The organism is Micromonospora sp. SCSIO 07396 (genome assembly GCF_053667945.1).
The window spans coordinates 1536311-1551202 of record NZ_CM132210.1; the positions used below are offsets into that span (position 1 = coordinate 1536311).

The following is a 14892-nucleotide window of genomic DNA, read 5'->3' on the forward strand; positions in this document are numbered from 1 at the left end:
GCGGGAGGTGTGGTGGGCGATCACCGGATGGATCTTCCGGTCGAGGTGCCGTTGGACGAGAGCGCCGACACGATGGCCAGCAGCCCGGCCAATCTGCTGCGCGCCCGATGGCAGACCGTGCGGCTGCTGCGCCGGGGCGGGGCCGGCCTGGTCACCGCGCTGGTGGTGGCCAACCTGCTGCTGGGCCTACTGCCGGTGCTGTTCGTCGTGGCGACCAGCATCCTGCTCGGCCGGGTGCCGGCGGCGGTCGCCGGGGGCCTGAGCTCCCCGGCCTGGGACTCGCTGGTGAGCGCCTTCGTCGCGGCGGCGCTGGCGTTCGTCGCACCACAGGTGATCGCGCCCCTGCGGGCGTCGCTCGGGGACCTGGCGGGCCGCCGCATCGACCAGCAGGTGCACGACGAGTTGATGGCCGCGTCCCTGTCCCCGGTCGGTGTCGCGCCGCTGGAGGACGAGGAGAACCAGGACCGGCTGCGGGTGGCGGCGCTGAAGTTGCAGTTCGCCGTCCAGACCCCGGGCGACGCCTGCGCCGGCCTGCTCGCCCTGCTGGCCCGCTACACCCAGCTCCTGGCGTATGCCGTGCTGATCGGGGTGGCGTTCTCCTGGCTCGCGGCGGCCGGTCTGGTCCTGTCGGTGCTGCTGGTGCGGCACAGCACCCGGGGCGGCCTGAGCCGGTACGCCGAGGCGCGGCAGCGGTTGAGCCGGGCCGAGCGGCGGGTGCACTACCTGCGGGCGCTCGCGGTGGAACCCGCCGCCGGCAAGGAAATCCGGGTGTTCGGGCTCGCCGGCTGGCTGACCGCCACGTACCGCCGGGTGCACCTGATGTGGCTGCGACCGTTGTGGGCCTACCGTCGGCGGATCCTGCTCTGGCGGTACCTGGTCTTCGCCGGGCCGAGCCTGGTGATGGCCGTCGCGGTGTTCGCGGCGGTGGGCCTGGCCGCCCCGGCGACGTTGACGCTGACGGAGTTCGCCCTGGTGGTGCAGGCGACCCTGGGCGCGATCGCGCTGGGTGGCTACTACGCCGAGGCCGACATGCAGACCGCCGTCGGCATCTCCGCGTACGACGACGTACGCCGGTTCGTCAGCCGCCTGGCGGCGACCGCGCCCACGTCCGGGCCGGTGCCGCCGCGCCCGCTGCCGCCGCTGCGCGAGGAGCTGCACTTCGACCGGGTGAGCTTCCACTACCCCGGCCAGGACCGCACCGTCCTCGACGAGCTCGACCTGCGGATTCCGGTCGGCAAGTGCACGGCGATCGTCGGCGTCAACGGTGCCGGCAAGACCACCCTGGTCAAGCTCCTGGCCCGGCTCTACGAGCCGACCGGCGGCGTGGTCCGGGCCGACGGGGTGGACATCCGCGCGTTCCCCGTCGCCGAGTGGCGGGCCGCGATCGGCATCATCTTCCAGGACTTCCTGCGGTACGAGACCTCGGTCGCCGACAACATCGCCTTCGGCGCGGTCGACCACCGCGCCGACCGGGCCGGGTTGCGGACGGCCGTCGCGTCCGTGGGGCTGACCGAGCCCCTGGACCGGCTGCCCGCCGGCCTCGACACCCCGCTGGCCCGTCACCTCACCGGTGGCGCGGAACTCTCCGGTGGCCAGTGGCAGCGGGTGGCGCTGGCGCGGGCGCTGTTCGCGGTGCAGCACGGCGCGCCGATAGTGGTCCTGGACGAGCCCACCGCGAATCTCGACGTGCGCGCCGAGGCCCGCTTCTTCGACCAGTTCGCCGAGCTGACCAGGGGCGTCACCAGCCTGCTGATCTCCCACCGGTTCTCCACCGTCCGGCATGCCGACGTGATCGTCGTTTTGGAGCAGGGCCGGGTGGTCGAGCGGGGCAGCCACGAGGAGCTGATGGCGACCGGCGGCCGGTACGCGCGATTGTTCCGGATGCAGGCCGACCGGGTGCTGGGCCCGCAGGACAACCCGTCGGACGACGTCGACCCCCAGGAGGTGCTCAGGTGAGTGCGACGTTCGCCGGCTGCGGGAAGATGCTCGTCACGGCGTGGCGGGTGAACCGCGGCAGGACGGTCACCGCGATCTTCTTCGTCGTGGCGGGCGCGGCGGCGGCCCCGCTGCTCGCACTGTCGCTGGGCCTGATGACGGACGCGGTGGTCGCCGGGCACCGGGGTGTGGTGCTGCTGACCGGACTGTTCGTCGGGGTCCTCGCGTTCGCCACCGTCACCTTCGGCCATTTCGGTCACCTCGCCTACTTCGAGCTGGCCGAACTGGCCGAACTCGACTTCGACGAGCAGCTCATCGGGCTCTCCAACGGCTCGGTCGGCATCGCCCACCACGAGCAGGCGGCGACCAGCGACACGGTGACCGTGCTGCAGCGCGAGATCCGGCAGTTCGGTCGGGGACTGGAGGCGCTGCTCAACGGTCTCGGTCTGCTGATCGCGGTGGGCATCACCGTGGTGCTGCTGGTACGGCTGCACCCGCTGTTGCTGTTGCTGCCGTTGGCGGCGGTGCCGTCGTTGTATCTCAGCCGGCGGGCCGAGCACCTGGTGGACGCCGCCAAGACGGACACCGCGGAGACCACCCGCTCGGCGCTGCACCTGTTCGACCTGACCACCCGACTGCCAGCCGCGGCCGAGTTGCGGGTGTTCGGGCTCGCCGACGAGCTGCGCCGCCGGCACGCCGGGCTGTGGTCGGACGTGACGGCCCGACTCCTGCGGGCCGACCTGCGAGCGGCCGCGCTGCGTACCGCCGGTCAGGTGACGTTCGCCCTGGCCTACGTCGGCTCGGTGCTGCTGCTGGTCCGGGCGGCCGTCGACGGCCGGCGCGGGGTCGGCGACGTGATCCTGGTCGTGGTCCTCGCCGCGCAGATCAGCGCGCAGGTGACCGCCACCGTCACCCTGCTGCGCGACCTGCAACGGATGGCCGCGCTGTACGGGCGGATGGCGCAGTTGCGCGCCGTCGTCGTGGACGACGACCCCGGCGACCTGGACCCGCCGGACCGGCTGCGACACGGGATCACCCTGCGGGACGTGTCGTTCTGCTATCCCGGCACCGACACCCCGGCGCTGCGTGACGTCACCGTGACGCTGCCGGCCGGCAGCACGGTGGCCGTGGTGGGGGAGAACGGCGCCGGCAAGTCGACGCTGGTGAAGTTGCTCTGCGGGCTGTACCGCCCGAGCAGTGGCCGCATCCTGCTCGACCACCTCGACCTGCACCGGCTCCGGCCGGATAGCTGGCGCGCACGCATCTCCGTCGCCTTCCAGGACGCGGTGCGCTACGAGTTCCGGACCCGGCACGCCGTCGGGATGGGCGACCTGGACAGCGGCTTCGCCGACCAGCCGGTGCGTGACGCGCTGCGCCTGGCGCGGGCCGACGACGTGCTGCGCCAACTGCCCGACGGCCTGGAAACGGTGCTCGGCAAGGGTGGCAGCGGCGCGGAGCTGTCCGGTGGGCAGTGGCAGAAGGTGGCCCTCGCCCGCGGGCTGGTGCGCCCGGCGCCGATGCTGTTGGTGCTCGACGAGCCGACGACGGCCCTGGATCCGGAGGCAGAGCTGGCCATGTTCGAGCACTACGCGGAGCAGGCGGCCCGGGTGGGCCGGCAGACCGGGGCGATCACCGTGCTGGTCTCCCACCGGTTCTCCACCGTCCGCACGGCCGACCTCATCGTCGTGGTCCGCGACGGGAGGGTTGTCGAGGCCGGCGACCACGCGACGCTCAGCGCCGGTTCCGGCCCGTACGCCGAACTGGTCGCCGTCAACACCCGGGCGTACCGGTGACCGGGCACCGCGGCGGTTTCGGGTCAGCCGCTCAGCTCGCCGCGGTGGCCAGCTCGTTGAAGTCGAGGAACCGCTTGGGCGGCAGTTCGGCCAGGAGCCGCATCAGCGCCGTGCCGTACTTCTCGGCCATGTAGCGGTAGTTCTGCGTGGCGCTTTTCATCAACTCATCGAAGGGCTTCGCGTGCGGCACGTGCACGGCCTTGGCCTGTCGGTTGAGGACGAAGCGCGCGCCGGCGCGGTGCAGTCGGTAGCCGAGGTCGATGTCCTCGCCGCCCCAGGTGCGGAACTTCTCGTCGAAGCTGCCGACGGCGCGGAGCTGGCGGGTGTCGGCGGAGACGTTGGCGGTCCAGAAGATTTGCCAGGGGGCGGGGACGCGGGTGAGGTCCTCGCCGTAGCGGTCGTAGAAGAGTTCGCGGATGTCGCGGCACTCCCGTTTGGCCTGCATCCGTTCGATGCTGGCGTCGATGTCGTCGAGGTCGAGGCGTTCGGTGACCACCTCGATGTTCGTGTCGTCGCCGGAGAAGCCGTACAGGTACGGCAGCACGGCGGTCGGACCGGGTGTCGCCTCGTGGCTGGCGACGTGCTGGATCAGGTTGTCGGCGTGCAGCATGACGCCGTCGTCGGCGAAGACGCAGATGGGGGCGCGGGCGTCGGCGATGCCGATGTTGCGGGCGGCGGCGGCGCGGAATCCCTCGTCGGACTGGTAGTGGTAGCGCAGGTTCAGCCGGCTCTGGAAGCTTGCGGCGACGTCGGCGGTGTCGTCACAGGAGCCGTCGTCGACGACGACCACCTCGAACTCGTCGGCGGGCATCCGTTGCCGGGTCAGTGACTCCAGGCTGTGCCGCAGCAGGTCCGATCGGTTGTAGGTCGGTATGACGACGGTGCATCTCGGCACGTCGGACACGATGCCTCCCTGTGGGGTCGGGGCGCGGTTCGCGTCACGACGCGCGACGCGTGGGACGGGCCGCGGCGGGGGCCGGGTGCACGACGGGACCGGCCCCGCTGAAGGCATCGTGGCACCGGCTCGGCGACCCAGCATCTCGGTGATTGCGCTTCCTGACGCGCGCTCCGACCGGATCTTCCACCGAATCCGAAGCAATTGAACCTAGACTATGATTGTCGATTTGACGACGGCCTGGTGAGGCATGTGCCGGCGATCTCGTACCACAGCAGCGGAGGTTCGGATGTTTCTGATTGAGCGGCGTGAGGTGGCGGATCAGGTGGTGCTCTGCGAACGCCATGAGCAGGTGCGCCAGGATGATCTGGCCGATCATCTGCGCGCGGCGATGGGCCGGTTGACGCAATTGGCCGAACAGCACGGTGGGGTGGCCGGCCCGACGTTCACGATCTACCGGGGTGAGGATTTCGACCCGGAGAACATCACGGTGGAGACCTGCGTGCCGATTCATCAGGAGCCGGCGGGGCCGGTGGCCGCGCTGGTGCGCCGGGAGCCGGCGCACCACGAGGTCTTCGTGCGGGTGACGAAGTCGCAGTCGGTGCCGCCGCAGGTGGGCGAGGCGTTCGCGGCGGTGGCCGCCCACCTGGAGCAGCACGGTCTGGTCGAAGCGGACGCGGCACGCGAGGTGTACTTCACCGACTTCACCACCGCCGGGCCGGACGACCCGGTGATGGACGTCGCGTTCGTTGTGAAGTAGGTGGCCGGACCGGTGGCGCCGGATCCGGTCCGGCGCCACCGGTCCGGCCCCGGAAACCGCCGCGCGGCTGACGACGTCGGCCGCGCGGCGCAGGAACCGTCGGCGCGTCTCGGCGCGCCGGACACGACCTCTCCCTCGTAGACGCACGGTGCGGCCCCCCCGGTAGCGCGGCCCCCGCGGCGCGGCCGTCGTTGGTGCGGCTCCGTTGGCACGGACCGGTGGTGTGCCCCGTGCCGCGGTCCCCTGCGGCATCTCCCCGATCACGCGCGCCGGCACCGCAACATGAGAGGTGCGACCGGTGCGAGGCACGGCCAAGGATGGACCTGCCGGCACGCGCACTCCGCCCACGCCCCGGCCGACGGCGGTGTACCGCGACGTCCCAGGTGGTCCGCGCCGCGTCGTTCGGCGAACCCCCGTGCCGATGGCTGCCCCGTCCCGAAGGAGAGCTCTATGCCGATCGTCAACGATGTCCCGGCGGTGACCCGGTCCGCCGGTGACCTGGAGGAGCTGGATCGCCGGGTGCTCCTGCACCCGCATCAGAGCGGGGCCCGCGGGGAACGCTGCGTCATCGTGCGGGGATCCGGCTGCACGGTGTGGGACGCGTACGGCACGGAACTGCTCGACCTCATGGGTGGCGGCAACTGGGTGGCGCAGGTGGGGCACGGCCGCAGCGAGTTGGCCGACGCGGCGGCCCGGCAGCTCGGCAGGCTGGAGTACTTCACCGGCTTCGACATCTTCTCCAACGACCGGTCGCTGGAGCTGGCCGAGCGCCTCGTCCGGCGCTCGGCCGACGGACTGGACCGGGTGTTCTTCACCAACGGCGGCTCCGAGGGGGTGGAGAGCGCTATCAAGTTCGCCCGGCTCTTCCACCACCACCGGGGCGAGCCCGACCGCACCTGGATCCTCTCCCGACACGCCGCCTACCACGGCAGCACGTACGGCAGCGGCACCACGACCGGCATCCCGGGCATGCACGCCGGCATCGGACCGGGGCTGCCGCACGTGGAGAAGGTCTCGCCGCCGTACCCCTACCGGGCCGCCGAGCTGTACGGCGGGGCGGAGATCACCGACTTCCTGCTGCGGGAACTCGCCGAGACGATCGACCGGATCGGCGCGGGCAACATCGCGGCGATGATCGGTGAGCCGGTGATGGGCGGAGCCGGCATCCTCATCCCGCCGGACGACTACTGGCCCCGGGTACGCGAACTGCTGACCCGGCACGGCATCCTGCTGATCGCCGACGAGGTGGTGACCGCGTTCGGCCGTACCGGCGCGTGGTTCGACTCGGCGGCGCGGGGGATGGGGGCTGACCTGGTGGTCGTGGCGAAGGGACTCACCAGCGGGTACGCGCCGCTGGGCGCGGTGCTGCTGCGGGACGAGATCGGCGAGACGGTCGCCGGCGGCAGCAGCTACCTCTTCCACGGGCACACCTACTCGGGTCATCCCACCGCGTGCGCGATCGCGCTGGCCAACCTGGACCTGCTGGAACAGGAGGAACTGGTGGCCCGCGCCGGCACCGTCGGCCAGTGGTTCCGGGCCGCCCTGGCCCCGCTGTCCGGGCTGCCCCGGGTCGGTGAGGTGCGGGTGGCGGGCGCCACCGTCGGCGTGGAACTGGTCACCGACCGGGACACCCGGGCGCCGCTGCTGGCCGGGGCGGTCGCCACCGAGCTCCGCGAGGCACACCGGATGGTGGCCCGGGACTACGGCAACACCCTGGTGATGGCCCCGCCCCTGGTCATCGCCGAGGAGCAGGTGGGCCGGGCCGCCGAGGCGCTGTACGAGGTGGTCTCCCGGCTCGACGCGGACGGTGGGCTGGCCGGGCGGCCCCGGTGAACCCGCCGACGGACGAGTCGATCCGGCCGTTCCGCGTCGAGATTCCCCAGCGGAGCCTCGACGACCTGCACCGCCGGATCGCGGCCACCCGCTGGCCGGCGGAGCCGTACGGGGGCGGGTGGGCGCGCGGCGTGCCGGGGGCGTACCTGCGGGAACTGGCCGACTACTGGCGTACCGGCTTCGACTGGCGGGCGGCCGAGGCCCGGCTCAACCGGTACCCGCAGTTCACCACAACCATCGACGGGGCGACCCTGCACTTCCTGCACGTACGCTCGCCGGAGCCGGACGCGCTGCCGCTGGTGCTGACGCACGGCTGGCCCGGCTCGGTGGCGGAGTTCCTTCAGGTGATCGGCCCGCTGACCGATCCCTGCGCGCACGGCGGCGACCCGGCCGACGCCTTCCACCTGGTCGTTCCGTCACTGCCCGGGTACGGGTTCTCCACCCCGCTGCCCGGGACCGGCTGGGACATCACGCGCATCGCGCGGGCCTGGGCCGAGCTGATGCGCCGCCTCGGCTACGACCGGTACGTCGCGCAGGGCGGCGACTTCGGCTCCGCAGTCTCCCTCGACCTCGGTGAGGTCGACCCGGAGCACGTGCTGGGGGTGCACGTCAACATGCTGCTCACCGGCCCGTCCGAGCCGGGTGAGGTGGCCGAGTTGGACGAGGCGGACCAGGCCCGGATGGCGCTGGTGCCGCGGTTCAACGCCGACCTCGTCGGCTACATGGCGGTCCAGGCCACCCGGCCGCAGACCCTGGCGTACGCGTTGACCGACTCGCCGGTCGGGCAACTGGCCTGGATCGTCGAGAAGTACCGGGAGTGGACCGACTCGACCGACGTGCCCGAGGACGCGGTCGACCGTGACCAGATGCTGACCACGGTGACCATCTACTGGTTCACCGCGACGGCGGGCTCCTCCGCCCAGCTCTACCGGGAGGTGGTCGAGCTGCTGCCCTGCACGGTGGTCGGTGCCCGGCCGTACCCGAACCCGGTGCCGTTGGCGGTCGCGGCGTTCGGGCGTGACATGTTCCTGCCGGTACGCCGCTTCGCCGACCGGGACTTCCCGAACATCCAGCAGTGGACCGAGTACGACCGCGGCGGTCACTTCGCCGCGATGGAACAGCCGGACCTGCTGGTGGCCGACATCCGCCGGTTCTGTCGGGGCAGCCGGGTCCGGCCGGCGACCGTTCGGACCCCGGACGCCGCCGGCCGGCGCTGAGGGTCACCCACCCGCCGGCCACCGGCACGTCCCGCCAGAAAGGAAACGAGATGGACGGCGACGAGCGCCTGCCTTCACCGGGGCCCGACGGCCCCGATCGGGCGACCTACGACTACGTCATCGTCGGCGCCGGTACGGCGGGTTGCGTCCTCGCGGCGCGGCTCACCGAGGATCCTGACGTCACGGTCTGCCTGGTCGAGGCCGGCCCCACCGACGACGTGGAGAACATCCGGGTCCCGGCCTTGGGCGGCAAGTTGTGCCGCACCCGGTACGACTGGGACTACGACAGCCACGACGAGCCGCAGCTCAACGGCCGGCGGCTCTACCTGCCGCGGGGCCGGGTGCTCGGTGGCACCAGCGCGATGAACGGCATGGTGCACATCCGGGGCCACCGGACCGACTTCGACGACTGGAACCAGCCGGGCTGGACCGGTCCGGAGCTGCTGCCGTACTTCCTGCGGTGCGAGGACAACGAGCGCGGCGCGTCGCCGTACCACGGGGCCGGCGGTCCGCTGCCGGTGTCGGAGAACCGGTCGCGTAACCCGATGTCGACCGCGTTCGTCCAGGCCGCGATCGAGGCGGGCTTCGCCGCCAACGACGACTTCAACGGCGCCGAGCAGGACGGCTTCGGCTACTACCAGGTCAACCAGCGTGACGGCCGGCGGTGCAGCTCCGCGGCGGCGTACCTGCATCCGGTACGCGGGCGGGCGAATCTGACCGTGCGGACCCACCTGCAGGTCCACCGGGTCCTGGTGGAGCGCAGGGTGGCCACCGGGGTGCTCTGCCAGCAACTGGACCGACGGGTCGAGCTGCGCGCCGCACGGGAGGTGATCGTCGCGGCCGGGGCGTACAACTCCCCGCAGTTGCTGATGCTCTCCGGTATCGGACCGGCCGACCAGCTCACCGGCCTCGGTATCCCGGTGCTGGTCGACCAGCCCGAGGTCGGGCGCAACCTGCAGGACCACCCGTCGACCTACCTGGTGTTCACCCACGACCAGCCGGTGAGCCTGCTCAGCGCCAACGAGGAACGGTACGTGCGGCAGTTCGAGCAGGAGGGCACCGGGCCGCTCAGCTCGAACGTCCCCGAGGTGGGCGGCTTCGTCCGGACCCGGGACGGGTTGGCCGCGCCGGACGTGCAGTTCCACGCGCTGCCGGTGACGTTCGTCGACTGCGCGCTCGGCGTGCCACCCGGGCACGGCATCTCCTTCGGGCCGTGCGTGCTGCGGCCGGCCAGCCGGGGTGAGGTCAGCCTGGCCTCCGACGACCCCACCGCCAAGCCCAGGATCCGGCACCGCTACTACGACGACCCCGACGACGTCCGGGTGATGCTGGCCGGGCTGCGGATCGCGCTGGCCATCGCCGGGCAGGCCGCCCTGCGCCCGTACACCCAGGGGCGGTTCACCCACCCGGCGTCGGACTCCGACGCCGACCTGCGCGCCTTCGTCCGGGCGACCACGCAGTCGATCTTCCATCCGGCGGGCACCTGCGCGATCGGTACGGTGCTCGACCCGGAGTTGCGGGTGCGGGGGGTCGACGGCCTGCGGGTGGTGGACGCCTCGGTGCTGCCGCTCATCCCCCGGGGCAACACGAACGCGCCGACCGTCGCCGTCGCGGAGCGGGCGGCCGACCTGATCCGGGGCCGCAGCGTCGGGTCGGAACCGGCCACGGCGGCCGGGGTCCGGTAGGTCGGCGTCCGCACCCCCGGCGGGGAGCGACCCCGGGCCCGCGCGGGGTGCGCGGCTCCGGCCCCGCCCGGCGTAGTGGGCCGTCCCGGTGGAGTGGGCCGTCCGGGTGGAGTGGGCCGTCCGGGTGGAGTGGGCCGTCCGTGGCCGGGTCGGCTCTGTCCGGTGGCCGGGTCGGCTCCCGTCCCGTCCCCGGAGGTCGGCGGCACGGCCACCGCCGCGATGTCGAGCTGCGGCGCGGAACGCACGACAGGAGGTGCGGTGCCCGGAGCCGCTGCCGACCATAGGAGACACACGCCGGGCCCGCCGATCGAGCGGTTTCTCGCCCGTGACGTCGTTGGTGCCCTGTCCGATCGGACAGGAGTTCCCGTTGCACAGTGGAGGTAACCCCGGATGCGTGAACACCTTGGCGCGCGAGCCGTCGTGCTCGGCGGTGGAATGGCCGGGCTGCTCGCGGCTCGGGTACTGGCCGATCGGTACGGCGAGGTCGTGCTGGTCGAACGAGACGCGATCGTCGACGTCACCGAGGCCCGGCGGGGGGTGCCGCAGGCCCATCACGCCCACGCGTTGCTGGCCCGGGGACACGAGGTGATCGAAGGGCTCCTACCCGGTCTGCAGGCCGAGCTGACCGCGCACGGGGTGCAGACCTGCGACCTGTCCGGGAACCTGCGGTGGTACTTCAACGGGCGACCGTTGCAGCAGGCGTACTCCGGCCTGCTCAGCGTCAACGCGAACCGGCCGACGCTGGAGGCGCACGTGCGGGCCCGGGTCCTGGGCCTGCCCAACGTGCGGCTGCGCGAACGCACCAGCGTGCAGGGCCTGACCGCCACCCCGGACCGCAGCCGGGTCACCGGCGTGCAGCTCAGCGGTGAGCCGGGGCAGCCGCAACCGGATCCGCTCACCGCCGACCTGGTCGTCGACGCGACCGGGCGCGGGAGCCGTACCCCGCTCTGGTTGGCGGAGCTGGGATACCAGCGGCCGGAGGAGGAGAAGGTCAAGATCGACCTGGCGTACGTGTCGCGTTACTTCCGGCTCGATAGCGACCCGTTCGGCACCGACCTGGCGATCAACTCGGTCGCCTCGCCGGCCAACCCCCGGGGGGCGTTCTTCGGCAGGTTCCCGGACAACGTCGCCCTGCTCTCGCTGACCGGGATGCTCGGCGACCACCCCCCACGGGACCCGGAGGGTTTCCTCGAGTACGCCCGGAGCCTGGACGCGCCGGAGATCTACCAGGCGGTGCGTACCGCCGAACCGTTGGGCGAGATCGCCGGTTTCAAGATCCCTGCCAGCGTCCGTCGCCGCTACGACAAGCTGGCCCGGTTCCCGCAGGGGCTCCTGGTCATCGGCGACGGCGTCTGCGCGTTCAACCCGGTCTACGGCCAGGGCATGACGGTGGCCGCGATGGAGGCCGCCGCCCTCGGCGAGCACCTGGACGCCGGCCAGGTACGACCGATCGAGTACTTCAAGGCGATCCGTCCCGTCATCGACGGCCCCTGGGAGACGTCGGTCGGCGCCGACCTGGCCTTTCCCGGCGTCGAGGGGCCGCGCACGGTCAAGGACAAGCTCGGGGGCGCGTTCATGGGACGCCTGCACACCGCGGCTCAGCGCGACGGACGGTTCACCAGCGCGTTCTTCCGGGTCGCCGGCCTGGTCGACCCGCCGACGGCACTCATGAAGCCCGGTCTCGTTCTCGGCGCGCTGCGTACCGCCCGCAAGGCCGACGCCGACGCGGTGCCCGCGACCGGTGACGGTCCGCTGGTCGGCCAGCGTGCGGTGGTGCTCGGCGGCAGCATGGCGGGCACCCTCGCGGCCCGGGTCCTCGCCGACCACTACCGCGAGGTCGTCGTGGTGGAGCGCGACGAGGTGCTCGGCGTCGCCGTGCCACGGCGCGGTGCCCCACACACCGGGCACGCCCACGGCCTGCACGGTCGCGGCTACCTGATCCTGGCCGAACTCTTCCCCGGGCTGCGGGGTGACCTCCAGGCCCGGGGGTTCCCGGTGGGTGACATGGGGGAGATGCGCTGGTTCTTCGACGGCCGTCGACTCCAACCGGCCCGTACCGGCCTGCTCTCGATCACCCCGCCCCGCCCGGTGCTGGAGGACTACCTGCGGACCCGGGTCGAGGCACTGCCCAACGTCACCTACCGGCAGCTCACCGAGCTGACCGGGCTGCGCGCCGCTCCCGACAACAGCCGGGTCACCGGGGTCTCGCTGCGGGACGTGACATCGGGTCAGGAGAGCATCCTCGACGCGGACCTCGTGGTGGACGCCACTGGGCGCGGCTCCCGTACTCCGGTCTGGCTGCAACAGCTGGGCTACGACCGGCCGGTCGAGGAGAAGATGAAGATCGGCCTGACGTACACCACCCGGATGTACCGCAGCCGGCCGGAGATGTTCGACGGTGCGCAGTCGATCAACCCGGTGGCCTCTCCCGCGCACCCCCGGGGCGCGTTCTTCGGGCAGGTCGGCCCCGACGAGTGCATCGTGTCGCTGACCGGCATCCTGGGTGACCAGCCGCCGACCGACCCGGACGGCTTCGTCGACTTCGTCCGCTCGCTGCCGGTGCCGGACGTCTACGACGGCATCCGCGACGCCGAGCCGCTCACCGACCCGGTGAGCTTCACCTTCCCCGCCAGCGTGCGTCGCCACTACGAACGGTTGACCCGGTTCCCGGAACGGCTGCTCGTGCTCGGGGACGCGGTGTGCAGCTTCAACCCGGTCTACGGCCAGGGCATGTCGGTCGCGGCGATCGAGGTGATGGCGCTGCGGCGGCTGCTGCTGCGCGGTACCCCGCCGGACGCCCGGGTCTTCCTGCGTGACATCGCGCGGGTCGTCGACACGCCCTGGCAGATCTCCACCAGCGGCGACCTCGACTTCCCCGAGGTGCCCGGTGACCGGCCGGCGAAGGTCCGGCTGGGCAACGCCTACCTCAACCGGGTGCAGTACGCGGCCACCAAGGACGCGGCGGTGACCACGGCGTTCATGCGGGTGGCCGGTCTCATCGAACCGCCGACCGCGCTGATGCGTCCGAGCATGGTGCGCCGGGTGCTGCGACTCTCCCGCGACCGGCGCGCGGCCCGCCCGCCGGCCCAGCCCGCCACCCCGACCGACCCGCCCGCCACCCCGGCGACCCCCGCCCCGACCTCGGCGGCCACCACTGCGGGAAACCTGACGCCGGCGACGCCGGCCGCCGGCCGCCGGCCGCGGCGCAGGGCCCCCGGCCGCGACGGCGTCTGAGTCCACGTCGGCGGCCCGGCATCGTGGGCGGGCCGCCGGCGTCGGGACGTGCCACGACGCGCCGCTGAGCGCGGAGCCGCTGATCGGTCCCGCCCCGACCGCCGCCACCTCGGGCGGGGTGCGCCGCGCTGCCCGCCGCCGGTCGGGCGGCCCCGGACCGGGTGCCCGCGCGACGGCGTCGACTCCGACCTGCCAACCCCAGAAAGGGCCAGCCCATGCGACCGTACCGAATCGACATCCCCCAGGCCGACCTCGACGACCTGCAGCACCGGCTGGCCGAGACCCGCTGGCCGGCCCCGCTCGCCGACGACGGGTGGGACCGCGGCGTACCGGTGGGGTACCTGCGCGAGCTGGCCGAGTACTGGCGTACGACGTACGACTGGCGGGCCGCCGAGGCCCACCTCAACCGGTACCCGCAGTTCGTCACCGAGATCGACGGCGCGACCGTGCACTTCCTGCACGTGCGTTCGCCCGAGCCGGACGCCCGTCCCATGATCATTTCCCACGGCTGGCCCGGTTCGGTCGTCGAGTTCCTGGACGTCATCGGCCCGCTGACCGATCCCCGTTCGCACGGTGGCGATCCGGCCGATGCCTTCCACCTGGTCATTCCCAGCCTGCCCGGCTTCGGTTTCTCCGGGCCCGCAGCCCCCGGCTGGCGGCCCGCCCGGATCGCCCGGGCCTGGGCGGAGCTGATGCGCCAGCTGGGCTACGACCGCTACCTGGCCCAGGGCGGCGACGCCGGTGCCGTCATCTCGATGGAGCTGGGCCGGGTCGACCCGGAACACGTCGCCGGCGTGCACGTCAACATGCTCATGACGTTCCCCTCCGGCGACCCGGCCGAGCTGGTCGACCTCACCGCCTCCGACCAGGAGCGGCTGGGCCGGATGGCGCGCTTCGACGCCGAGCTCTCCGGCTACATGAAGTTGCAGGCGACCAGGCCACAGACGCTCGCGTACGGGCTCACCGACTCCCCGGTCGGGCAGCTCGCCTGGATCGTGGAGAAGTTCAAGGAATGGACCGACGCCGCCAAGGTGCCCGAGGACGCCGTGGCGCGGGACCGGCTGCTGACCCTGGTCTCAATCTACTGGCTGACCGCCACGGCCGGCACCTCGGCCGCGCTGTACTACGAGGACGCCGCCGGGCTGCGTGACATGACTGCCGGCGTCGCACCGGCCCCGGTGACGGTGCCGATAGGGGTGGCGGTCTTCCCGCAGGACATCTTCCTGCCGCTGCGCCGCCTGGCCGACCGGGACCTGCCGACCATCGTGCACTGGAAGGAGTTCGACCGGGGCGGGCACTTCGCGGCACTGGAGGAGCCGGACCTCTACACCGCCGCCGTACGGGCGTTCGCCCGCGTCGTCGGCTGACCGCGCCGACCCGTCGGTCCCGTGCCGGCGCCGCAATCCCGAAGGTGCGCCGCCGTGGGGGCGGCTGCGATCGTCGGTGGAGCGCGGTGACCGCCCGCCCCCTGGTGCCCCGTCGGATCACCCCGACCACCGCCGGCGTCGCCGGCGTCCGTGCCCATCGGCTCCGACCCGGG

The 14892-nt window shown here is 72.6% G+C and carries 8 protein-coding genes and 2 pseudogenes; 9 read left to right on the forward strand and 1 reads right to left on the reverse strand.

From position 1 onward, the window contains the following. Nucleotides 1–27 precede the first annotated feature (27 nt). On the forward strand, nt 28–1956 hold the full coding sequence (locus tag ACWCHM_RS06845) for an ABC transporter ATP-binding protein (RefSeq protein WP_454221761.1): 1929 nt from the start codon (nt 28–30) through the stop codon (nt 1954–1956). Beyond that, nucleotides 1953–3728 carry an ABC transporter ATP-binding protein gene (locus ACWCHM_RS06850; protein WP_454221762.1) on the forward strand — a complete coding sequence of 592 codons (1776 nt, stop codon included), beginning with the start codon at nt 1953–1955 and terminating at the stop codon, nt 3726–3728. Before ACWCHM_RS06845 ends, ACWCHM_RS06850 begins: the two co-directional genes overlap by 4 nt. 31 nt (nt 3729–3759) lie before the next feature. Here the strand turns inward: ACWCHM_RS06850 and ACWCHM_RS06855 are convergent, their stop codons facing one another. After that, nucleotides 3760–4623: a glycosyltransferase family 2 protein gene (locus tag ACWCHM_RS06855; RefSeq protein WP_454221763.1), complete on the reverse strand. Its 864-nt coding sequence runs from the start codon at nt 4621–4623 to the stop codon at nt 3760–3762. Nucleotides 4624–4912: 289 nt separating this feature from the next. Between ACWCHM_RS06855 and ACWCHM_RS06860 the strand changes: the two genes are divergently transcribed. From ACWCHM_RS06860 to ACWCHM_RS06890, 7 genes and pseudogenes are all read left to right on the forward strand, one after another. Beyond that, nucleotides 4913–5383 (forward strand): GyrI-like domain-containing protein, encoded by a 471-nt coding sequence (locus ACWCHM_RS06860; protein WP_204959003.1) that lies wholly within the window; start codon nt 4913–4915, stop codon nt 5381–5383. A gap of 450 nt (nt 5384–5833) precedes the next feature. After that, complete coding sequence (locus tag ACWCHM_RS06865; protein ID WP_454221764.1) at nt 5834–7216, forward strand: aminotransferase family protein; 1383 nt, start codon at nt 5834–5836, stop codon at nt 7214–7216. Between the two features lie 20 nt (nt 7217–7236). Continuing rightward, nucleotides 7237–8433 carry an epoxide hydrolase family protein gene (locus ACWCHM_RS06870; protein WP_281902991.1) on the forward strand — a complete coding sequence of 399 codons (1197 nt, stop codon included), beginning with the start codon at nt 7237–7239 and terminating at the stop codon, nt 8431–8433. Between the two features lie 50 nt (nt 8434–8483). Then, nucleotides 8484–10118, forward strand: a complete 1635-nt coding sequence (locus tag ACWCHM_RS06875; protein ID WP_281896048.1) for a GMC family oxidoreductase — start codon at nt 8484–8486, stop codon at nt 10116–10118. Nucleotides 10119–10553: 435 nt separating this feature from the next. Next, nucleotides 10554–11486 (forward strand): annotated as a pseudogene (locus tag ACWCHM_RS06880) (NAD(P)/FAD-dependent oxidoreductase); the annotation flags it as partial. A gap of 384 nt (nt 11487–11870) precedes the next feature. Then, a pseudogene (locus tag ACWCHM_RS06885) lies at nt 11871–13169 on the forward strand (FAD-dependent oxidoreductase); the annotation flags it as partial. Nucleotides 13170–13567: 398 nt separating this feature from the next. Further along, nucleotides 13568–14719: an epoxide hydrolase family protein gene (locus ACWCHM_RS06890; RefSeq protein WP_204959000.1), complete on the forward strand. Its 1152-nt coding sequence runs from the start codon at nt 13568–13570 to the stop codon at nt 14717–14719. Nucleotides 14720–14892: the final 173 nt, after the last annotated feature.

Bases quoted from the DNA above. Each gene is read 5' to 3' on its own strand.
- ACWCHM_RS06845 (WP_454221761.1), top strand. From the start codon at position 28: ATGGATCTTCCGGTCGAGGTGCCGTTGGACGAGAGCGCCGACACGATG.
- ACWCHM_RS06860 (WP_204959003.1), top strand. From the start codon at position 4,913: ATGTTTCTGATTGAGCGGCGTGAGGTGGCGGATCAGGTGGTGCTCTGC.
- ACWCHM_RS06865 (WP_454221764.1), top strand. From the start codon at position 5,834: ATGCCGATCGTCAACGATGTCCCGGCGGTGACCCGGTCCGCCGGTGAC.
- ACWCHM_RS06875 (WP_281896048.1), top strand. From the start codon at position 8,484: ATGGACGGCGACGAGCGCCTGCCTTCACCGGGGCCCGACGGCCCCGAT.
- ACWCHM_RS06890 (WP_204959000.1), top strand. From the start codon at position 13,568: ATGCGACCGTACCGAATCGACATCCCCCAGGCCGACCTCGACGACCTG.